The sequence below is a fragment of the Paenibacillus sp. FSL A5-0031 genome, from assembly GCF_001956295.1.
In the GTDB taxonomy this organism is placed as follows: Bacteria; Bacillota; Bacilli; order Paenibacillales; family Paenibacillaceae; genus Pristimantibacillus.
Map to the genome: position 1 here is coordinate 268,976 of NZ_MRTD01000003.1, position 22,528 is coordinate 291,503.

Here is a 22,528-nt window from a genome sequence, read left to right on the forward strand (position 1 = left end):
TGCTATGCTAAAAGCCGACATTAGAGCAGCAGAGGAATGGTAAATATGAATGGAACAGAGCGCTCCGCGATCAAAGCGGGCCTATCGGTAGACATTGTTTTGAAGCAGGATCAACGGACTGGCAAGCTGACACGAGGTGTCGTGAAAGATATTTTGACGAATTCGCCTAAGCATCCTCATGGCATTAAAGTGAGACTGGCTGATGGGCAAGTAGGGAGAGTCAAGAACATCCTGACTTAAAGAGTCCATATCTAGTGAGGAAGGAATGTTCAACGTTAAAGGAGCGATGTGCTGTGGCCTTTGGCATAAAAAGAAAAGAGTTGCAGCGATGGAAAGAAGCCGTTGCCCGCGGAGAAATTGCATTTCTGACGCACTACTGGCTGGATTCGAGGTTTCCAGACATGAAGACAGTAACGAAGGTAGGCTGCTCCGATATGGAGAAGCTCTCGCGCTGGTGCCTCGATAACGGCCTTAATCCTCGCTATATTCATGCACGGTCAGAGTATCCGCATTTTGATTTGCTTGGACCGATGCAGCGTGAAATATTGAAGCGAGAAAACCAGCTGGAACAGCTTGAACGATTTGATATGGTATGAGGATCAGAATCGCAATAAGCTGCTCATGAGGCGGCTTTTTTTATTTCAAAAATGGAAATAAATCTCGCTCCTTAAGGTATCATCCTTTATGATAAATGGAAGCTTGGATGATTATGCCAGTTTAAGGGGAGTGGAATTTGCATATGGTTACCGAGAAACAGCAGCTGCTAGACACCTTCGAAGAGTGGATAACGTTTGTAACCGATTTGGGGCGTTACGACGAACGTATTTGGAATCAGAGCATTGCCGCAGGAAAGTGGTCGGTTCGAGACGTCACAGCCCATATTTTACGTTGGGATATTTATTTTTATGAAGAAGCAATCTTAAAGGTGCGAGCCGGCTTGCCGCTTACGGTTAAACATTTGGATTATAATGAGTTTAACGAACAAGCAAAAATATACAGCAGGTCAACTTCGATCGCTGAGCTCGTTCATGAAGCTGCAAGCATACGTAAGCGGATTATTGACACGATAGCACAGCTAGCAGATGAGCAGTACAAAGCTGACTATGTAGATGCGGACGGTCATGTCTTTGAAGTGAGTCAGTATATAAAAGATTTTATATGGCATGATCAGCATCATATGGAGCAGATTAAGCGACTGTTGCATTTTCGCATAGAGGAAATGAGCTTGAATGGCTGGCCAGCTTTGCAAACGGTTGTCTACGACGGCTGGCTGCTTCGTTTTGCAGAAGGTTATACGAAACGTTCCAATTCGATTAATCCTGTGTACGGCAGCACGCTTCAGCTTAATGCAAAAATCAGCTCCTGCGAGGAACTGTATGAACAAAAGGGCATTCGCTCTGTTTTTAAAATAACACCCTTCGTCCAGCCAACCTCGCTTGATGAGGAACTGGCGACTCGCGGTTATGAGCTTATCGACCGGACGATTGTCAAGACGATACATCTTTCTGACGCGCTATCGCCGAAAGCTGCTGAAATTTGGCTCGAACAGGAAGTTTCGGAGAATTGGCTGGATGCGGTTGCGGTTTTTAGTCGTTTAACGGATGAACAGCGGTCAACTACACGCAAAATGTTAGAACAGTCACCGCTGGATAAATGCTGCGCAATCTTGCACGACAATGGAATACCGGTAGCATGCGGCTATGCGGTGATTGAAGATGGTTGGATTGGTATTTATGATATTGTGACCGATCCAAACTATCGAAATAGAGGTTTTGGCGAGCAGTTAGTGCTGCATCTTCTACAATGGGGCAAAGGGCGTGGAGCGACTGAAGGTTATCTGCTCGTTGTAAAAGATAACGCAGCAGCTAATCGGCTGTACGATAAAATCGGGTATGTCCCGCAATACGAGTATTGGTATCGAGTAAAAAAATAAAAGCTGCTATTTGTTATTTGTATTAATCATATATGGCGCCTTGTTGAATGTTTAAGGCGCTTATATGGGAAACTAAACAACTTAGATTGATCAGCATGAGAAAGAAGGATTATTTCGTGAAAATCAGCAATACAAATTTATCATCAGCATCTACATCTTCTGCGCCAATTGCAATAACAAGCTCATGGCTGCTGCTTCTTGGCATTTTGCTCATAGCCGCTAATTTGCGAGCGCCATTAACAGCAGTTGGACCAATCGTATCTGAAATTCAGCGTTCGTTTGGCATCTCCAGTGCGCTCACTGGGCTGCTGACGACCTTGCCGCTGCTAGCATTTGCACTTATTTCTCCGCTTGCGCCACGAATTGCTCAGCGCATAAGTATGGAAAACACATTATTTATTGCAATGGTCGTGCTGACTGGCGCGATTGTAATTCGATCCCTTCCAGCGATAGCCGCTTTATTTGTTGGAACGATCTTGCTTGGCATGGCGATTGCAGTTGCAAACGTACTGCTTCCGAGCATGATAAAAAGAGATTTTCCGGCCACCGTCGGTTTAATGACTGGTTTATATTCGGTCGTGATGAATTTAGGCGCTGCTTTAGCTTCAGGATTCAGCATTCCCATTACAGAGAAGATTTCCTTTGGCTGGCAAGGGATGCTGGCCTGCTGGGCACTGCTCGCTCTAATTGCTACGATTGCTTGGGTACCGCAACTTCGTTCGTTTGCGAAGAAGGATAACAACAAAGCAACAACGAATGGCGAGAAGAACGGTAGTCTGCTGCGCTCTGGCTTAGCTTGGAAAGTCGCATTATTTATGGGTCTTCAATCATTTTGTTTCTATGTCAACATATCATGGCTGCCTGAAATTTTGTCTGACCGCGGCATGAGTCACGTTGATGCGGGATGGATGCTGTCACTGCTGCAATTTGTCAGCTTGCCCGCGACATTTATTATACCTGTCATTGCGGGAAAGCAGGCAAGCCAAAGGCTGCTTGTTATTCTTACAACGATCTTGCTGCTCCTAGGATACCTAGGGCTTCTTAGCGGGAATGTGGATCTTATTCCGATTTGTATGATTTTACTCGGAATTGCCGGCGGTTCCGGCTTTAGTCTCGCAGTTATGTTTTTTGTACTGCGGACAAGCAGCACAAGGCAGTCGGCTCAGTTGTCGGGGATGGCGCAGTCACTTGGTTATCTGCTTGCCGCTGCCGGACCGCTGTTGTTTGGACTCATTCATGATTTGACGAATAATTGGACTGTCTCATTAGTGATGCTAGTAGCCGTTGCCGTTATTTTTGGATATATAGGCTTCGGAGCTGGAGCGAATAAAACCATATCAGGAGCACAAGAACAATAGATGTGTTGTGCAAATCGATTAGGATACGCTTGAAGTTCAAGTTCGTTCTCTTGACACCGAACCGTGTGATCTTTATAATCGAAACTAACGATTTTATGCATATGGAGCGTTGAAGAGGAACAGTAATTTCGTTTGTCAGGCCTAGAGAGCCGGTGATTTATGGTGGAAGCCGGACCTGCAGCGAAATGAAGCTCGCCTTGGAGCTGTGCGATTAACGAAAGCGATGTTTACGAAACATCGTTTACGCGAAAATCACCGTTTGGCCCGCGATAAGGGCGACAAGTGAGCGATCGGCAAAGCATGTCTTTCGCTAACTAGGGTGGTACCACGGGAGAACAACCTCTCGTCCCTAGCGATAATTCGCTAGGGGCGAGAGGTTTTATGTTTTTTTGTACAATTATGCATTCAGCATTTATTTGAGAGAGGATATGAGCACATGAGTCAAGAACAGCAATTTCACGGCTATAACCCGCTTGTTGTGGAGCCGAAATGGCAGCAATTTTGGGATAAAAACAAAACGTTTCAAACGACAGAGGATGCTGATAAACCAAAGTTTTACGCATTAGATATGTTTCCATATCCATCTGGAGCTGGCTTGCATGTAGGACATCCTGAAGGTTATACAGCGACGGATATCGTGTCTCGCTACAAAAGAATGAAAGGTTATAATGTCCTTCATCCGATGGGCTGGGATGCGTTCGGATTGCCTGCTGAGCAGCATGCGCTTGATACAGGAAAGCATCCGCGCGATATTACGTTTGTAAACATCGATAATTTCCGCAGACAAATAAAATCACTTGGCTTCTCATACGATTGGGATCGCGAGATTAGTACAACCGATCCTGAATATTATAAATGGACGCAATGGATTTTTATCCAATTGTACAACAGAGGACTCGCTTATGTTGCTGAAGTATCAGTTAACTGGTGTGAAGCTCTTGGAACAGTGCTTGCCAATGAAGAGGTTATTAACGGCCTAAGCGAGCGGGGCAATCATCCTGTTGTTCGCAAGCCTATGCGTCAGTGGATTTTGAAAATTACGGAATACGCGGATCGTCTGTTGGATGATTTGGAAGAGCTGGACTGGACAGAAAGCATTAAGGATATGCAGCGCAACTGGATTGGAAAATCCAAAGGAGCTGAGGTTACCTTTGAGATTGACGGTCACGATTCCGCATTGGTCGTATTTACGACTCGTCCAGATACATTGTTTGGCGCGACTTATTGCGTACTCGCTCCTGAGCATGAGCTTGTTGCAAAAATCGTAACGGCAGAGCAAAAAGAAGCGGTTGAAGCTTATCAACTGGCAGCATCGCGCAAGAGTGATTTGGAGCGTACTGATTTGGCGAAAGACAAGTCAGGCGTGTTCACAGGAGCTTATGCCATTAATCCCGTTAATGGCGTGAAAACACAAATCTGGATCGCAGATTATGTTCTTGCTGGTTATGGAACGGGTGCAATTATGGCTGTTCCAGGTCATGATGCTCGCGACTGGGAATTTGCTAAGCAATTTGATTTGCCAATCGTTGAGGTTGTGCAAGGCGGAGATGTTACGAAGGAAGCTTATGCAGGCGACGGCATTCATGTCAATTCCGATTTCTTGAACGGTTTGACGAATGAAGAAGCGATTGCGAAAATGATAGAGCATCTGGATGCATCGGGCAAAGGAAAAGGGAAAATCACTTACCGCCTGCGCGATTGGTTGTTCAGCCGCCAGCGCTATTGGGGTGAGCCGATTCCGATCCTTCACTTGGAGGATGGTACGATGAAGACTGTTCCTGAGGATCAGCTTCCGCTTCTGCTGCCTGATGTTGATGCTATTACTCCTTCAGGAACTGGGGAATCACCGCTTGCCAGCGTTACGGAATGGGTGAACACGATCGATCCTGAAACGGGTATGAAGGCTCGCCGTGAAACGAACACGATGCCGCAATGGGCTGGCAGCTGCTGGTACTACCTGCGCTTCATCGATCCTAAAAACGACAAACAGCTTTGTTCGCCAGAGAAGCAAAAGCAATGGTTGCCGGTTGACCTTTACATCGGCGGTGCTGAGCACGCTGTTCTGCATCTGCTTTACGCTCGTTTCTGGCACAAGGTGCTTTATGATATCGGCGTTGTAGATACAAAGGAGCCGTTCCATAAGCTTGTCAACCAAGGTATGATCCTTGGAAACAACAACGAAAAAATGTCCAAATCGCGTGGAAATGTTATCAATCCAGATGATATTGTAAACGAGTTTGGCGCAGATACGCTTCGTATGTACGAGATGTTTATGGGTCCGCTTGAAGCAACGAAACCTTGGAATACCAATGGTGTGGAAGGAACATATCGTTTCCTTAACCGTGTATGGCGTTTGTTCGTGAACGAGGATGGCAGCTTGAATGCCAAAATCGGCAATGGCGAAACGAGTGATGCATTCAAGCGCACATGGCATCGTTCAATCAAAAAAATTACGGATGATTATGAGGGACTTCGCTTCAACACCGTAATCAGCCAGCTCATGATTTTTGTAAACGAAGCCTACAAAACAGATGTGCTTCCGCAAGCAGCAATGGAGCAATTCGTTCAATTGATTTCGCCAATTGCGCCGCATATCGCGGAAGAGCTATGGGAGAAGCTGGGACGCACAGATTCGCTTACGTATGCAGCGTTCCCGACGTTCGAAGAAGCTTGGACGGTCGATCAAGAGGTTGAGATCGTCGTACAAGTAAATGGTAAAATCGCAGATCGCATCTCCATTGCAGCTGATATGGACGTTGCTGAGATGGAAAACATAGCGAAAGAGCTTGAGAAGGTACAAGAGCTGATTGCCGGCAAAACGATCCGTAAAGTCATTGCGGTAAAAGGCAAGCTAGTCAATATCGTTGCTAATTAAGACAAACAGAAGAGGTGAGCGGGCATTAGCTGAAGAACAGCTATTGACCGTTCACCTCTTCGCCTATAAAGGCGGTGGAAACCTTGACCACGTCTTCATCGAACTTTGCATGTGTCGTACGGATGAGTTGATTGAATACTCCTTCTGTCTCGCGGCGCAGCAGGTTTAGCGCTTGGGCTGTAATGCCGCCAGGGACGGCAACTCTCTCTTGCACCTCTGCAGGTGTAAGGCCGCCTTCGGTCAGCAGCAAGCCGGTTCCGAGCAGCATGGCGCTTGCAACACGCAGCGCTTCATCACGGCTAATACCCGTTTCTTCAACAGCAGCATCCACAAATTGCTCAAGCAGGAAAGACATAAAAGCTGGTCCGCAGCTTGAAATGTCGGATACGATGCGTGTGTAACTCTCATCTATTCGCAGCGGCTGACTAATATGGGATAATAAGTCCTCCAGTTGAGCCATATCATTCTCATCAATCGTTTCCCCATAAATGCAAAGCGATGCTCCGCTCCATACATAATTAGTAATGCTCGGAATAACCTTAGCTACCTTGCAATCGAGTTCTCCTTCTAGATGAGAGATAAGGACAGGACTCGTTATAGATACGACAATCTGATTTGGTCGAATAGTTGCCTTCAAATCATCGACCACTTTTTTGAACTCCAAAGGCTTTACGCACAAAAAAACAATATCGCAGCCGCAGGCAGCCGCAGCATTCGTATATTCGGCTCTCATGCCGGAATAACGGTTGGCCAAGGCTTGCGCTTTTGCAAAGGTGCGGTTGCTGATGGCAATTTGTTTTGGTGATAATGCACCAGATGCGATCAAAGCTTCAATGAGCAGGCTTCCCATTGTGCCCGTCCCGATAAATCCGACATTCATGCTGAACCCTCCTATAGGTTTGGCGCGCGCATAACCTGCTTTAATTTGTAGAGAAAGGTTATATGCGAACAAATCCCGAGTGAAAATTTCAATAGCCGTACTCATTTCGTGTGCTCTCTTACCTTATTCCGCAGGACTTGTTTCATATGTCACTAATTACCAAATAATTCGTCGCTTTCAAAGGAGAGTGAAGAAGTGAAGCCTTTAACTGGAACCATTTCTAGCAAAGCCATTTTATTTGCTTCTATTTTAATACTTGCTGCAGCTATATTGCTGGCCGCTGCTTTTATGGAGCCTAAGCAGCCGGAAACAGATGATTGGGTACCTTTAAACGATGCTGTGAAATCTGCAGTCGCTGCAATTGATGCAGCAGATACGGGTGAAGAAGACGTAAAGAACAAGAAGGAGACGGAGATGATTCCGGTAAAAGAGCAAGAAGCATCAGCTGCGGGTGTTGATCATCGAAATGAACCGGATGAGAAAGCTGCTATAAAGGATGATACGTTTGTATCCACTGCGCCAGCAGCACCGATTGCTGATGCGGGCATGGAGGATACAGCAAAGCTTGATATCAACCGCGCAACGGAGGCAGAACTTGATGATTTGAAAGGAATCGGACCATCCAAAGCAAAAGCAATTATTGAAGATAGAGAAAGAAACGGCAAATTTGCGACCGTTACTGATTTACTCCGTGTCAAGGGAATTGGAGAAAAACTATTAAAAGGATTGGAAGACAGCATTGTAGCTCGTCCATAATTGTGAGAGAATGGAAAGAAGCGGACATTTACACCTTCCGTTTGCCATTATCTATTAACTCATTTGAAGGAGTCGAGAAAATGTCAGAACAACGCAAGCTTTCCCTTGATACACTATCCGTCCACGGAGGTCAGCAAATCGATCCGACTACGTTGTCGCGCGCGGTACCTATCTACCAGACGACATCTTACGGATTCAAAGATACAGATCATGCAGCGAATCTATTTGCATTGCAGGAATTTGGAAATATTTACTCCCGAATCATGAACCCGACATCGGATGTTTTTGAGAAACGTGTAGCTGAATTAGAGGGTGCTCCGGCAGCATTGGCAGTTGCTTCTGGTCAATCGGCTATTACATACGCGATTCTAAATATTGCAGGAGCTGGCGATGAGATCGTTTCCGCTACAAGCCTGTACGGAGGCACTTACAACTTATTCTCAATGACGCTTGCAAAGCTTGGCATCACTGTAAGATTTGTTGATCCGTCGAATCCGGAAAACTTCCGCGGAGCAATCAACGAGCGTACGAAAGCAGTATATGCTGAAACGATCGGAAATCCGAAGGGCGATGTGATCGATCTTGAAGCGGTTGCTGCAATTGCACATGAGAATGGCATTCCATTTATCGTGGACAATACATTCCCGAGCCCGTACTTGTGCAGACCGATTGAACATGGAGCAGACATTGTGGTGCATTCCGCGACTAAATTTATCGGCGGACATGGAACATCAATCGGCGGTATCATTGTAGACGGCGGCAAGTTTGACTGGAAAGCCAGCGGCAAATTCCCTGGTCTTACTGAGCCAGATCCAAGCTACAATGGCGTTGTTTATACCGATGCAGTTGGCCCTGTCGCTTATATCATTAAAGCACGCGTCCAATTGCTAAGAGATATGGGTGCGGCCATTTCACCTTTCAACTCCTTCCTATTGCTTCAAGGACTTGAGACGCTGCATCTTCGGATGGAACGCCATAGCTCAAACGCGCAAAAGGTAGCTGAATATTTGGAAGGCCATGAAGCGGTTGAGTGGGTTAGCTATCCAGGACTTCCAAGCCACCCATCTTATGACCTTGCACAAAAATATTTGCCGAAGGGCAAAGGCGCTATTATGACATTTGGCATCAAAGGCGGAGTAGAAGCGGGCAAGAAAGTAATCAACTCCGTTCAGCTATTCTCACATTTGGCGAATGTCGGCGATTCCAAGTCGCTAATTATTCATCCGGCAAGCACAACACATCTGCAATTGTCTGAGGAACAGCAAGCTAATGCAGGCGTTTCTCCAGGCATGATTCGTCTATCGATCGGTACAGAAGGCATTGATGATATTTTGGCGGATATTGAGCAAGCCATTGCTGCCAGCCAAGCCTAAGACTAAACGTTTTAGTAAGAAGCGTTAACGAAGAAATATACAATAAATAAATGCAACCAGAGATCATCAGATGCAGCATGAGAGAGGAAGTTGAGTTATGAGCACCCAAACGAAGGATGCCGACCGCAAGGACTGGGACACCTACTTCATGGATATTGCCTATATGGTTTCGACGCGCTCGCGTTGTCCGCGCAGACATGTTGGAGCTGTTCTTGTACAAGGAAAAAAACTGCTTGGCACAGCGTATAACGGCGCTCCGATGGGCGTGCAGGATTGTCTCGAGGCAGGCTGCATGATTTCGGAAGAAGTTGAGATGAAGCTGGTCGACGGCAAGGAGCAGCCATTCAAGAAGCAACGCTGTATTCGAACGATACATGCGGAGCAAAATTTGCTGCTGTTCACCGATCGTACCGATCGCGAAGGCTCAACCGTTTATGTAACCGACCAGCCTTGCTGGACATGCGCTAACATGCTCGCGAACAGCGGTGTTATCGAAATCGTCTATCATCGCAGTTATCCGAAAGACAGTGAAAAGGTGAGCAATATGATGGCCCAGAAAGGTATTGTTTTCCGTTGTTTGGATCATTACGAGCCACCTGCTCAGGCGCATATGGATGTAACATCATAGCGTTGTTCATTAAATAGTAGAAACGAGGAGGAACCTCTGATTGCATCTTTTGATGCGACAGAGGTTCTTTTTTTTGTTATGAGGCTTTGCGAATTGGAGGGAGCTAGAGGTGAATCGACGTCCTTTAATTTGGTTTGCGATTTGTTGGGTATTTGGGAGCGCGGCTGCTGCTGGTTTGAACAGCAGCGGCGTTTGGCTTGCGGCGGGAGCGGGAATATTGCTCTCAACCGCCGCAGTGCTGGGCAAGCAAGCGACGTGGCAGCTCGCGGCAGCTTGTGCTTTGGCAGTGTGCCTTGCCGCAGGCGAGCGGTTATGGGCGGATGCCCGCAACGTGACTGCGCTGCCAGCACTGCTTGCCGCCGCTGAGGCGGATGGACCGCGAGCCGCGTATGCGGCGGAAGCGGAAGGCGTTATTGTGTCGGCGGTGGAGGTCGACGGCGACCGCGCGATGTTTCGCGTGGAGGCGCAAAGCATCCACGTTCAAGGTGAAGCCGCTGCGCAGCCATTGCGCGAGCGGTTGATCGTGCATGTCCGGCTGATGGAACAGCCGGAGCAGGCCATCGCCGCGGCTTGGCAGCGCGGCGCCAAAGTGCGCCTTGCCGGCGAGCTTACGCGGCCGGCTGGCGCATCCAATAGCGGCGGATTTGATTACCGCCGCTACCTCAGCAGCCAGAGCATCCACTGGCTGCTCAAAGTGAAGGGCACCGCCGCCGTAAAACCGGCGCCGGGCCCCATGTGGACCGCGGCCGCGCTGCTCGGCCGCGTCGACAGCGCGCGCGCATGGCTTGGCGCGCAGATGGAACAGCTGTATCCGTCCTCGCAGTCCGGATACATGAAGGGACTGGTCCTCGGCATTCGCGAGGACCTCGATCCAGAGCAGTTCCAGCAATTTTCAAGGCTTGGTTTAACGCATATTTTAGCGATTTCGGGCCTCCATGTTGCTGTATTCCTTTATGCGCTTAGCGGACTGCTGCGCCTCGCACGTATAAGCCGCGAACGAATGTTGCTCATCCTCATGTTGTCCGTTCCCTTGTATGTGCTGCTTGCCGGCGCTTCCCCTTCGGTTGTCCGCGCGGGTCTAATGTCCGTTCTTGGACTATTGGCAGCCCGGATGGGCAAGCTGAAGGATGGGCTGCATCTGTTAGCTGCGGCAGCGGTGCTTATGCTTATTTATGATCCCTATTTTATTGAGGATGTCAGCTTTCAGCTGTCGTTCATTGTAACGATCGGTCTAATTGTCGGAGTCCAGCCTGTACGGCAAGCGATGCCGAGGTGGCGCAGAGGAAAATCGCTGCTTGATCTGGCAGCGGTTACGCTCGTAGCGCAGATTGTATCTTTTCCACTGACGATCTATTATTTCAATCAGTTTCATGTGTTGTCTATGCTCGCGAATTTTGTGCTCGTTCCGTTCATCAGCTTTGTCGTTATGCCGCTAGGTGCAGTATCGCTTCTGCTTGCAATACCTTGGGAGGGCGGCGGCAAGCTGCTGGCCTATTTCTCGCATTTCGCGAATGAATGGACGTTTGCTTTCGTCGAGCAGCTGTCCGAAGTGGATTCACTAAGGACGATTTGGGCAACTCCGCCTCTTTGGTGGGTGGCAGCTTGGCTGGTTATATTTGGTGTCATATTTCGGATTTTGCGCAGTTGGACGATGCAAATCGCTGCGAAACATGAGGAAGAAGCGGCGACCATAGAGGAGACAGCGCCAATTGGAGCGGTTCTTCCTTACATAGTGGTTAAAGAAAACAGTAAAAAGCTAAGGATCAGCCTATTGCTGTTAGCGTTAGTTTTGATTATGATTTTTTATGCCTTTAAACCGGATTTATTTAACCGTCATGCAGAGGTTAGTTTTATTGATGTTGGTCAAGGCGATGCTGTACATATCCGAACACCCGGCGGCAAGCATATTTTAATCGATGGCGGAGGTACGTTGAGCTTCCGCAAGCCGGGAGAAGAGTGGAAGGAGCGGAGCGACCCTTTTGAAATTGGGAAAAAGGTGCTTGTGCCTTTACTAATGAAAAGAGGCGTGCGCGAGATTGACATCCTCGTCATTTCACATTTGGATAGCGATCATATCCGTGGTTTAAAAGCGGTTTTGGAGACGATTCCAATACGCAGCATTTGGTGGAATGGAACAGTGAAGGAAGCAGATGATGCTCAGCAGCTTATAAAGCAGGCAATTACGCTGGGAATTCCAATGTACAGCGCGTCTGCGGGCATGAAGCAGCAGCTAGATGCAAATACCAAGATAAGTGTTCTGTGGCCAATGGCGCAAAAAGAGGAAGCGGTGGCTCACCTTGAGGAACAGAATGAAGCTAGTGTTGTGCTTAGTGTTCAGCTATTTCAGTCGGTCTTCTTGTTTACCGGTGATATTAATGCTGCCACGGAACGTTCCATTATACGAAATGAGCGGCAGCAAAATATAATGGATATAATGGATTCAAATGAAAAAAAAGTCTCAGTTATGAAGGTTGCACATCATGGCAGTCGTTTTTCAACAAGCACAGAGTGGCTCGATTATTGGCGTACGATTGGAGCAGTAGCTTCTGTTGGAGCGACAAACACCTACGGCCATCCTAGTCCAGATGTGATTTCTCGATTAAATCAAGCGGGAACCGCTTTGTGGCGAACAGATCGTGACGGCGAGGTACGGTTTATTGTAACCAGCCAAGATTTATTTACGTATACAAAAATGAAGTAAGGCGGTCATCGAAAAAATGCGGATAGAAAGCCTGCCTTCATCTTTCCGTACCTAAATTCGCATATCATATGAAAATCATTCATACTTAGGAATAAAGAAGTCGAGCCGTTTTCAGAGGTATTCGACTTCTTTCTATATACGAGTTAGTTGAAATTTGGTATCCTTTAATGTGGAGTTTATTTCGATTCTTTCACAGCATAGCGAGTATCTGTAAATTTTTTATGATTTTTTTCCTGCTTCGTGCATTCAAGACGGTCCGCTTGGGGACAATCGCTCTGCTTGTTAAAACTTACTAAAAAAAATAAAGTAATATTTCTAATTTATCTGCAACTTTTACCGCAACCAGTTCGTCAGAATGGTTGCAAGAGAGGGGGATCCTTCGTGGTGGAGCCGGAGCTTATAAGAGCCGCTCAGTCGGGAGATCGCGACGCTTTAATTACTCTATTGCGAGAGATTGAAACGCATGTTTATCGGACAGCCTATTATATATTAAATAATGAACAGGATGCCCTTGATGCAGCGCAAGAAGCGCTAATTCGCATCTATACAAAAATAGGCTCGTACGAAGAAAAAGCGCAGTTCAAAACATGGATTCAACGTATTGTAACCAACATTTGCATTGACAAGTTTCGGAGAAATAAACCGACCGTCTCAATAGATGAGCACGACATGGTATTCCACGAAAAACAAAACGTGGAGGACGAGGTAATGTCTGCTTACGCTGTTAAAGACATTCAAGCCGCTATCGATAAGCTTCCTGAGCATCATCGTGCGGTCGTCGTCCTTCGGTATTTACAGGATTTCTCTTACAATGAAATTGCAGATTCGCTCGATTTGCCGCTCAATACAGTGAAATCCTATTTATTCAGAGCTAGGCAACAGCTGCAGACTTTACTCCATGATTATCAGAAAGGTGGTGTCCGGGGATGAATTGTCAAGAGGTGATGGAACTAATGCAAAGACAGCTAGACAACGATCTCGATGAAAGCGAAATCGAAGTCTTGATGAATCATACTAGACAGTGTCCGGACTGTGCAGCCATGTTCGAGCGGTTACAGCTATTGTCCGCCGAGCTTACCAGTTTGCCAAAAGTTATGCCGAGCTATAGCTTAGTCGATGCGATTATGCCTCAATTAGAGCGGATGGAACTGTTTGGTCAGGCTGAAGCGGAACCGCCATCCATGGTTAGCAGAACGGAAGCAACAAAACGTCTTTCGAAGCGTCAACGCCGCTGGCCGTCCATGCGCATTATGAGTGGTGTGATCGCAGCCGGAATCGTTGCAGGGCTGTTTATCGTAACGTATAATTCAGGCTCGATTGGTGATATGAATGCATCAGAATCTTCAGCCAAGCAATCGAATAACGTCGCGGCTGATATGATGAACGATACGCCAGTGGAAATGTCTTATAGAGCGAGCGCTAACGGTGCTGAAGACCCAGAAGTGAAGACGGAAACGGCAAATAAAGGTAAAGATGACGATTCAGCGCCAACGTCCAAGAGTACCGCAATCAATCCTTTAACCAATGAAGAAGACAAAGCGCCTGATGGCGGGTCATTTGAGGATGGCTCAGTCAAAGGCTTAACTTCGAATCCTTCTGAAGGATTGGTTGAAAACGAAGGCGAGAATGGTTTAGGTGTGAATACGAACAGCACGGCAACAGTTTCACCCGATGGCCTTTATAGCGGCAAGGCTGACAATTTTAAAATAAAAGTTGTTGCTGCTGCCGATCAATCTGTCGTCTTCACATCACCGCGCAAAAACGGTGAGCTGCTCAATCTGGCCTGGTCTGAGGACAGCAAAAAGCTGACCTACGAGGTTCATGTTGAACAAGGAGCAATTGAGAAGTATGTGATCGATTTATCTACGCTGACGGAGCAGAAGGCAGGGCATTAACTTGGAAACTGCTCGCTTCAGCACAGATTGCGGTCTGCAAAAATTAAGGGTTATTACGCACATTTACATCGATTTATGCGTATAATGTTAGCAGCGATAGTGTCTGCGACGAATCCTTAACGTCGTATGACCATCCGCAGGGCGGTACCATGGACCTGCCTGCGAATGTTTATATAGATGTTCGGCAAAGGGATGAGGCTTTATATGGCTCATCCCTTTGTTGCCGTCTATTTGTACTTACTCGTGACGAGGTGAAGGTATGGATGCAAAGGAAGCATTAAAAGAAATAAAGGGCGGACGCTTCCGTCCCATTTATGTACTGTATGGCAAGGATCGTTATCGGCTGCAGCAATTTATTAACGTATTGACCGAGGCGATGTTTACAGCTGAGGAGCGAGAGCTTGGCATTGTTAAATTTGATACAGCGGAAACCTCGATTGAAGAAGCGGTTCTTGAAGCGGAAACATCGCCTTTTTTTGTGCAGCGGAAGCTGATTTTGATAAGAGATGCGACTGTGCTGTGTGCCGGAGGCAAGGAAGGCGGTAAGCTTGAGCATCGTCCTGAGAAGCTGATACAGTATATGGAGTATCCTTCAGAGACATCCATAATCGTTATTTCTGTCCAATCAGAGAAGCTGGATGAACGTCGAAAGCTTGTAAAAACGTTAAAGGATCGTCATTCCTTAGTTCCGTTCCCTGAACTCGACGCGGCTCAGCTTAAGCAATGGATGATTAAGCGCGCAACAGATCAGCAAAGAACCTTGTCTTCAGATGCGGCTGAGCTGCTCCTATCACGCGCTGGAGCGAATATGCAGCAATTGTCGCAGGAAGTGGACAAGCTGTGCTTGCACGCGGGAACAGGCGGTGTCATTGATGTAGAGACGGCATCCATGCTAACTGCAGCAACAGTTGAGGAGGACGTATTTGCGCTTGTGGATGCGATCGCTGAGCTTCGCATTGACAAAGCTATTCGTCTGTACAGAGAATTGCTGGTTCGTCGTGAAGAACCGATCAAGATCGCCGCTCTTATCGCTAGGCAATTAAGAATCATGCTGCAAATCAAAGAGTTGGAGCAGCATCACTATTCCCCTCAGCAAATGGCTGGCCAATTAGGCTTGCATCCATACGCAGTCAAGCTTGCAGCGGAGAAAAGCCGGAAATTTCAAGTGGCTAGGCTTGGCAGGCTGCTGGCTTCACTTGCAGATCTCGATTATAAAATGAAAACCGGAGCAATTGATAAAACGCTCGGTTTAGAGCTGTATTTGCTTTCACTTGGCATGGAGAAGGGCGCATAGCCTTCTTTCCATTGCCTTTTTTTTATGTGAAAAGCTGATAAGCAGCATGGAACAACAAAAAAGCTTCACCGCTCGATAAGAGCAGTGAAGCTTTTTTTGTTGTGCTAAACGAATTTCAGTTGACCAGATGGACAACGTCATTCGTATGAGCGGTTATCTTGCTTAGGCTTGAGCCGAAAGGGCATTCAGACGTTTAGCAAGACGAGATTTTTTGCGGGAAGCCGCATTTTTATGAATCAGGCCTTTAGTTGCTGCTTTGTCCAACTTTTTCGTTGCAGCGATAAGAGCTGCTTTAGCAGCATCTACATCAGTGCCAGCGATAGCTTGGTCAGCAGATTTAACGGCCGAACGAAGTGCGGATTTTTGGGATGCATTCAAAGCACGACGCTTTTCACTTGTTTTAACGCGTTTAATCGCGGATTTAATATTTGGCATGGAATTCACCTCCTAAACTGTTTACAACGGTTTATCTACATCATAAACCTAGACAACACAACTTAAAGTATATTATCATGCCACTCCTCAAAAAGCAATAGCAGGAAGCTCCTTATAAAAACTGTATTCCGTAAGGATGAAGGCTCATCTACGAGTATGAAAATAATCCATCTGCAAACAATAACATCAGAACTGGTGTTTGAAGGGAGAATGAGCAATGGAGAAAGAACTTGATTTGCAAAAATATAATGTTAGAACAGACTTGGCGCTTGAAGCGAAGGAGATGGCAGAGGCGCCAAGCGGCGGGCCTATACCAGGCATACAATCCGAAACTACTGAAGATGAAGGAATAACGATTACGCAGCTGCATGTTCAAAACGAACAAGGCGCTCAGGCCATTGGCAAAATGCAAGGGCATTATGTGACGATTGAGGTTCCGGAGCTGCGAAAAGGGGATACTGGGCTGCAGGATAGGGTGGCGACACAGTTTGCCAAACATTTTGAAGCTTTCCTTGAACGGTTATCCATAAATAAAACAGCGCGAGTTCTAATTGTAGGTTTAGGCAATTGGAATGTTACGCCTGATGCGCTTGGTCCAATTGTTGTTGAGAATGTAATGGTCACTCGCCATTTTTTCGAGCTGATGCCTGATCAAGTGGCGCCTGGTTATCGCGCGGTAAGTGCGGTAGCGCCTGGAGTGCTTGGCATAACTGGTATAGAATCCAGTGAAATCGTTCAAGGTATCGTTGAGAAGACGAGTCCGGAACTCGTCATTGCGATTGATGCATTAGCATCTAAAGCATTAGAGAGAGTGAATACAACGATCCAAATTGCAGATACAGGCATTCACCCGGGCTCCGGCATCGGTAATAAGCGAAAAGGGCTTACAAAAGAAATTTTAGGTGTCCCGGTCATTGCGATCGGAGTGCCTACCGTTGTTTATGCTTCGACCATCGTCAACAACACACTAGAGATGATGAGCAGTCATTTTAAGAAACAAAGCGCAAATTCGGATCAAATTTTAGGTTTGGTAAATCAGATGGAAGAAAACGAGAGGCTGCAGCTTGTCAGGGAAGTGCTCAGCCCGCTTGGCCATGATCTGCTGGTTACGCCAAAGGAAATTGATGAATTTATAGAGGATATCGCCAACATTATAGCAAGCGGGCTAAATGCATCGCTGCACGAAGCGGTTGATTCAAGCAATGTTGCGGCGTATACGCATTAAATTCCTATGATAATTAAGAAAGAGGCTTTCTAAAGGCATAACCTTTGGACAGCTTCTTTTTTTGCTCGATTTGCTATTCTGTATCCCTATAACTCTATCAACGCTAATTATTCCACATAGATTTGGTTCTATGAACTCTATCACTCTCATAGTTTAGTAGTGACTAATGCGGCTAGCACTATGAAGCGGGAGGTAATAAACCAATGAAAAGAAAAATTATGCTGCTTGATATAGGGAAGGAAAGTAGACGAGTGAGACAATTGCTAGTAACGGGACGTACATTCGCGTTGCTCTCATTTTGCTCAATGGTATTTTTTATTTTGTTAGGAGCAGCGGGTATGGCGCATCAGCAAACGACGGCTTCACCTGTAAATTCAATGAAAGGTTTTGCTGCTGCTGTATCGAGCGGTTTTTTTGGGGATATGCTAGAGATGGAGATGCCTGCATTTCAAAGCAGTCGGGAGACAGATACGTTTACATCAAAGCAAATTAGCGCGTTTCTTATGAGAGCTTTAACGGATATTAATCCTAACGATCCCAAAAGCTTGCTTGCAGGCGAGCTGCCTGGCATGGGGGTTAATGATGCTTACTTAATTCGCAAGGGCATCGGTACGGATACAGCGGTGGGGCCGGAAGATAATGCACCGATTACATATGATCCGCTTGGTGAATTGCATGAGGATACAGGAACAGATGTATCGAACAACGTGACGACAGAAGAGAATGAGGAGGAGCCGCTGCCGGTACAGACAGACAAGCCATCTACAGGAAATGGCGAAGGTGATAACGGCGAAACGGCGAAGCCTACGACTGGCGGGAAGAAAGTAGCTTTTATCTATCACTCGCATAATCGCGAATCCTGGTACCCTGAGCTGACAGACAAGAAGAAAGATCCGAATTCTAGTACAAAAAATATTACGCTGGTTGGCAAACGGCTTGCCCAGAAGCTGGAGGAGAAGGGTGTAGGTGCACAGCACTCGAACACTGATTATCCAACGGCGATTAAAGGTTATGATTGGAATTATTCCTATAAATATTCGATGAAGACGGTGAAAGAAGCCATTGCCAGCAGCAAGGATTTGAAATTTTTCTTTGATCTTCACCGGGACTCGCAAAGACGGAAAGAAACGACCATCGATATTGATGGCAAAAGCTACGCGCAGGTTTATTTCATTATCGGCCATAAAAATCCCAATTGGGAAAAAAATGAAGCCTTTGCGACAAAAATACATGAAGCGCTCGAAAAGAAATATCCAGGCATCTCTCGCGGAATTTGGGGCAAAACAGCCTCATCAGGCAATGCCGAATACAATCAATCGCTAGCTGAGGATAATGTGCTTATTGAAGTAGGGGGCGTAGACAACACCCTCGAAGAGTCCTATCGAACAGCGGATGCGCTGGCAGCAGTTATTTCCGAAATTTACTGGGCAGACGAGAAGGCATCAACAAAAAAGTAGGAGGGGGCGAAGAATAAGTGAAACGAAATGCGCTAAAATGGACGGTGCTGGGCGGTGCTTTGGCGATAATCATTATGTATGGCATTGATATGTCCTCTTCGGGCATCGAGCGTATATATGGACCTATAGAAGGCTCAAGCGGGTACACAGAGATTCCGCAGACAGAGCAGAATGTGCAGCCAGTTAATGATTTTCAGAAGGAACAGCAGCAAAAGATTGCCCAGCTTGAGCAGGAGCTTAAAGAACTAAAGCGGCTTGCTGCATATGATGGCGATACTACAGGAGAAACGGCTGAAACCTTTCCTGCTGAAAATGAAAGGATGCCTGGTCTTCCGCTTAAGAGTGACCAGCCAGCAGTAAATAAGATCGCAGATTCAACCTCTGGTTTGCTGCAAAATATGTCAAGTGAAGGCATTCGAATGGTCGTATCTATATTCGATGGGCTGACGAAGTGATAATGAACATTGCTGGTCTTCCCCTTAACTGATATAATAGGAGGAATGATTAGCATTATTGGAAATTGTGGGGGTTAGGCATGACTGACGTACGTGACCGACAAAAGAGAATTAGGAATTTTTCCATTATCGCGCATATAGACCACGGAAAGTCTACGCTTGCTGACCGGATCTTAGAATTTACCGGCGCTTTGACATCTCGCGAGATGCAAGAGCAGGTTCTTGACAAAATGGATTTGGAGCGGGAACGCGGAATTACCATCAAGCTGCAAGCGGTACGCTTGGCATATAAGGCAGATGACGGGATCGAGTATATACTCAATTTGATTGACACGCCTGGACACGTCGACTTTACATACGAGGTTTCACGCAGTCTCGCTGCTTGTGAAGGTGCTTTGCTCGTTGTTGATGCTGCGCAAGGCATTGAAGCTCAAACGCTGGCTAACGTATACTTGGCGTTAGACAACAATTTGGAGATCGTACCTGTTATTAACAAGATCGATTTGCCAAGTGCGGAGCCTGAACGGGTAAAGCAGGAAATCGAAGATGTCATTGGATTGGACGCCAGCGACGCGGTACTTGCTTCCGCAAAAGCGGGAATCGGCATTAAGGAAATACTGGAGCAGGTTGTTACGAAGATGCCTTCACCAGAAGGAGATCCAGATCAGCCGCTTAAAGCGCTTATTTTTGACTCCCATTATGATCCCTACAAAGGCGTAATCGTTTATGTACGAGTTATGGATGGAAGCATCAAAGCAGGCAATAAAATTAAGTTTATGGCAACGGGAGCAGAATTCGAGGTCATCGAGGTTGGGGCATTCATGCCGAACATGGCGATCGTGAAGGAGCTTGCGGTCGGTGATGTTGGTTTTGTCGTTGCGGGCATCAAGAACGTGAAGGACACGCGTGTCGGTGATACAATTACGGATGCGAAGAAACCTGCACCTGAACGTCTGCCAGGCTATCGTCAGATTAACCCGATGGTATTCTGCGGACTTTATCCAATCGAGACACAGGACTATAATGACTTGCGTGATGCGCTTGAGAAGCTGGAGCTTAACGATGCATCACTCAAATATGAGCCGGAATCATCAACTGCTTTGGGTTTTGGTTACCGCTGTGGATTTCTTGGCTTGCTTCATATGGAAATTATTCAAGAACGGATTGAACGGGAATTCAACATCCCGCTTATTACGACAGCACCGAGCGTAATTTACAAAATTACACTGACAAATGGCGAAACGATGGAGATTGATAATCCATCGAACTATCCTGAAGCAGGCAAGCTTGACTTCGTAGAAGAGCCTTTCGTTAAGGCTGCTATCATTGTACCAAACGACTATGTCGGCGCAATTATGGAGCTTTGCCAGAACAAGCGGGGCGAGTTCGTGAATATGGAATATTTGGATTTGAATCGTGTAACGCTTACGTATCAATTACCTTTGTCAGAAATTGTGTATGATTTCTTCGATCAGTTGAAATCAAGCACGAAGGGTTATGCATCGTTCGATTACGAGATATCCGGCTACCGCAGATCCAATCTGGTCAAAATGGACATCATGCTTAACAATGAACAGGTTGATGCTTTGTCTGTCATTGTCCACCGCGATCGTGCTTACCAACGCGGCAAGGTTATTTGTGAAAAGCTGAAGGAACTTATTCCGCGTCAAATGTTCGAGGTGCCGATTCAAGCATCTATCGGCAACAAAATCATATCGCGTGAGACAGTAAAAGCAATGCGTAAAAACGTTCTTGCCAAATGCTACGGCGGTGACATTAGCCGGAAGCGGAAGCTGCTTGAGAAGCAGAAGGAAGGCAAGAAGCGGATGAAGCAAGTAGGTAGTGTAGAGGTGCCGCAGGAAGCGTTCATGGCGGTACTCAAAATCGGCGAGGATTAAAACGTACGAGGATGAGGGAGGGCGCAGCTCTCCCTCTTTTCTATTTTAAGTGAACTGTATTTACCGACTTATATTTCAACGCGGGACGTGAGCCTGCCGCTCTAATGCAGTGCCATCCGTTTACGCTTGAAGGAGAATGTTAACGATGAACATGACGCAATCACCACGCGCTTTATATATACACATCCCTTTTTGCACGAATAAATGTCATTATTGCGATTTCACTTCCTATGTACTAAAGGGACAGCCTGTTGATCAGTATCTCGATGCGCTTGAGCAAGAAATGCAGCGTACCGTTGCGGAATGGCCGCCAGTAGAAATTGATACTGTTTTTGTTGGTGGAGGTACGCCTACCGTACTGACTCCTCCGCAAATGGAAAGATTTCTAAAAGCAGTACGCACTTATTTCCCGCTTGCTCCAGATGTGGAATTTACGATGGAAGCGAATCCAGGCACAACGGACATAGACAAGCTGACAGCTATGAAGGAAGGCGGCGTGAACCGGATAAGCTTTGGAGTTCAATCCTTTGATAATGGATTGCTGGAGCGTATTGGCCGCATTCATAGCGTAGACGATGTATATCGCAGTATCGAGAATGCACGCAAAGTTGGATTTACTAACTTATCCATCGATTTGATGTTTGGCCTGCCAGGTCAAACGGTTGAGCTGTTAAGAGACAGTGTGAACAAAGCGATGGAGCTGGGATTGCCACATTACTCCATCTACAGTCTAAAAGTAGAAGAAAATACGTTGTTCCATAAGCTCTATGAGCGCAACGAGCTGCCTTTGCCTCCAGAGGAAGAAGAGTTTAATATGTTTATTTTGCTAATGGACATGTTGAAACAAAATGGATACGGACACTATGAGATTAGCAATTTCGCCGAACCAGGTTATGAAAGCCGCCATAATTCCACTTACTGGCGCAATGAGCCGTATTACGGCCTCGGAGCGGGCGCGCATGGCTATGTCAATCGCATGCGTCATGTTAATTTAAAAGGGATTACACCGTATATCGATGCGGCATCAAGCAAGCTTCCGCGCCTTGAAACGTTTGAAGTTACTGAGGCTGAAGCGATGGAGGATTTAATGATGGTTGGGCTCAGGCTGCTAAGCGGAGTTCCGGCATCACGTTTCTCGAATCAATTCGAAGGCCAGAAGCTGGAGGACAAGTTCGGTGATGTTATTCATAAATTAATGAAGGATGGCCTGCTGGAAGCTGAGCAAACAGAAGACGATATCATTTATCGGTTGACTGACAAAGGTGTGCTTCTCGGGAACGAAGTTTTTGGTGCTTTTATCGGATATAACGGCTAAAATACTCTTGAGAAAAAATTCGTTGTGGTGTATATTTATTCATATTGATT

General features: G+C 46.5%; 19 protein-coding genes and 1 other annotated feature. Of the genes, 17 read left to right on the plus strand and 2 right to left on the minus strand.

The features are described 5' to 3' along the window. Positions 1 to 45 precede the first annotated feature (45 nt). The 5 genes from BK120_RS07460 (at position 46) to leuS (ending at position 6,166) form a co-directional block, all read left to right on the plus strand. Positions 46 to 240: a YwbE family protein gene (locus BK120_RS07460; protein ID WP_076266853.1), complete on the plus strand. Its 195-nt coding sequence runs from the start codon at positions 46 to 48 to the stop codon at positions 238 to 240. 53 nt (positions 241 to 293) lie between these two features. Continuing rightward, positions 294 to 596 carry a hypothetical protein gene (locus BK120_RS07465; protein WP_076266854.1) on the plus strand — a complete coding sequence of 101 codons (303 nt, stop codon included), beginning with the start codon at positions 294 to 296 and terminating at the stop codon, positions 594 to 596. Positions 597 to 739: 143 nt separating this feature from the next. Further along, positions 740 to 1,933 (plus strand): GNAT family N-acetyltransferase, encoded by a 1,194-nt coding sequence (locus BK120_RS07470; RefSeq protein ID WP_076266855.1) that lies wholly within the window; start codon positions 740 to 742, stop codon positions 1,931 to 1,933. A gap of 167 nt (positions 1,934 to 2,100) precedes the next feature. Then, on the plus strand, positions 2,101 to 3,291 hold the full coding sequence (locus tag BK120_RS07475) for a CynX/NimT family MFS transporter (protein WP_256710828.1): 1,191 nt from the start codon (positions 2,101 to 2,103) through the stop codon (positions 3,289 to 3,291). 100 nt (positions 3,292 to 3,391) lie between these two features. After that, positions 3,392 to 3,645 (plus strand) — a binding site (T-box leader). 82 nt (positions 3,646 to 3,727) lie between these two features. Next, positions 3,728 to 6,166, plus strand: a complete 2,439-nt coding sequence (gene leuS, locus BK120_RS07480; RefSeq protein ID WP_076266856.1) for a leucine--tRNA ligase — start codon at positions 3,728 to 3,730, stop codon at positions 6,164 to 6,166. 40 nt (positions 6,167 to 6,206) lie between these two features. Here the strand turns inward: leuS and comER are convergent, their stop codons facing one another. Further along, complete coding sequence (comER, locus tag BK120_RS07485) at positions 6,207 to 7,046, minus strand: late competence protein ComER (protein ID WP_076266857.1); 840 nt, start codon at positions 7,044 to 7,046, stop codon at positions 6,207 to 6,209. Positions 7,047 to 7,241: 195 nt separating this feature from the next. Between comER and BK120_RS07490 the strand changes: the two genes are divergently transcribed. The 7 genes from BK120_RS07490 to holA all read left to right on the plus strand — a co-directional run bounded on the left by BK120_RS07490 (position 7,242) and on the right by holA (position 15,693). Next, complete coding sequence (locus BK120_RS07490; RefSeq protein ID WP_076266858.1) at positions 7,242 to 7,802, plus strand: ComEA family DNA-binding protein; 561 nt, start codon at positions 7,242 to 7,244, stop codon at positions 7,800 to 7,802. Positions 7,803 to 7,882: 80 nt separating this feature from the next. Next, positions 7,883 to 9,175 carry a homocysteine synthase gene (locus BK120_RS07495; protein WP_076266859.1) on the plus strand — a complete coding sequence of 431 codons (1,293 nt, stop codon included), beginning with the start codon at positions 7,883 to 7,885 and terminating at the stop codon, positions 9,173 to 9,175. A gap of 97 nt (positions 9,176 to 9,272) precedes the next feature. After that, on the plus strand, positions 9,273 to 9,803 hold the full coding sequence (locus BK120_RS07500) for a deoxycytidylate deaminase (RefSeq protein WP_076266860.1): 531 nt from the start codon (positions 9,273 to 9,275) through the stop codon (positions 9,801 to 9,803). A gap of 109 nt (positions 9,804 to 9,912) precedes the next feature. Then, a complete protein-coding gene (locus tag BK120_RS07505; RefSeq protein ID WP_076266861.1) occupies positions 9,913 to 12,504 on the plus strand; it encodes a DNA internalization-related competence protein ComEC/Rec2 in 2,592 nt (863 codons plus the stop codon). Positions 12,505 to 12,885: 381 nt separating this feature from the next. After that, on the plus strand, positions 12,886 to 13,434 hold the full coding sequence (locus BK120_RS07510; RefSeq protein ID WP_053376850.1) for an RNA polymerase sigma factor: 549 nt from the start codon (positions 12,886 to 12,888) through the stop codon (positions 13,432 to 13,434). A gap of 14 nt (positions 13,435 to 13,448) precedes the next feature. Further along, a complete protein-coding gene (locus BK120_RS07515) occupies positions 13,449 to 14,399 on the plus strand; it encodes an anti-sigma factor (RefSeq protein ID WP_256710829.1) in 951 nt (316 codons plus the stop codon). 259 nt (positions 14,400 to 14,658) lie between these two features. Continuing rightward, entirely contained in the window at positions 14,659 to 15,693 is a 1,035-nt protein-coding gene (holA, locus tag BK120_RS07520; protein ID WP_076266863.1) for a DNA polymerase III subunit delta, read from the plus strand. Between the two features lie 162 nt (positions 15,694 to 15,855). On the opposite strand, the gene rpsT is transcribed toward holA, so the two are convergent. After that, complete coding sequence (gene rpsT / locus BK120_RS07525) at positions 15,856 to 16,128, minus strand: 30S ribosomal protein S20 (RefSeq protein WP_053376847.1); 273 nt, start codon at positions 16,126 to 16,128, stop codon at positions 15,856 to 15,858. Positions 16,129 to 16,345: 217 nt separating this feature from the next. On the opposite strand from rpsT, the gene gpr reads away from it, so the two are divergent. The 5 genes from gpr (at position 16,346) to hemW (ending at position 22,478) form a co-directional block, all read left to right on the plus strand. Continuing rightward, positions 16,346 to 17,353, plus strand: coding sequence for a GPR endopeptidase (gene gpr / locus BK120_RS07530; RefSeq protein WP_076266864.1), 1,008 nt, complete (start codon positions 16,346 to 16,348; stop codon positions 17,351 to 17,353). 203 nt (positions 17,354 to 17,556) lie between these two features. Beyond that, positions 17,557 to 18,810: a stage II sporulation protein P gene (gene spoIIP / locus BK120_RS07535; RefSeq protein WP_076266865.1), complete on the plus strand. Its 1,254-nt coding sequence runs from the start codon at positions 17,557 to 17,559 to the stop codon at positions 18,808 to 18,810. A gap of 17 nt (positions 18,811 to 18,827) precedes the next feature. Further along, positions 18,828 to 19,265 carry a hypothetical protein gene (locus BK120_RS07540; RefSeq protein WP_076266866.1) on the plus strand — a complete coding sequence of 146 codons (438 nt, stop codon included), beginning with the start codon at positions 18,828 to 18,830 and terminating at the stop codon, positions 19,263 to 19,265. An 80-nt stretch (positions 19,266 to 19,345) separates the two neighbouring features. Then, on the plus strand, positions 19,346 to 21,163 hold the full coding sequence (lepA, locus tag BK120_RS07545) for a translation elongation factor 4 (protein ID WP_076266867.1): 1,818 nt from the start codon (positions 19,346 to 19,348) through the stop codon (positions 21,161 to 21,163). A 145-nt stretch (positions 21,164 to 21,308) separates the two neighbouring features. Then, positions 21,309 to 22,478 (plus strand): radical SAM family heme chaperone HemW, encoded by a 1,170-nt coding sequence (hemW, locus tag BK120_RS07550; RefSeq protein WP_483874403.1) that lies wholly within the window; start codon positions 21,309 to 21,311, stop codon positions 22,476 to 22,478. The last annotated feature ends 50 nt before the right edge of the window (positions 22,479 to 22,528 follow it).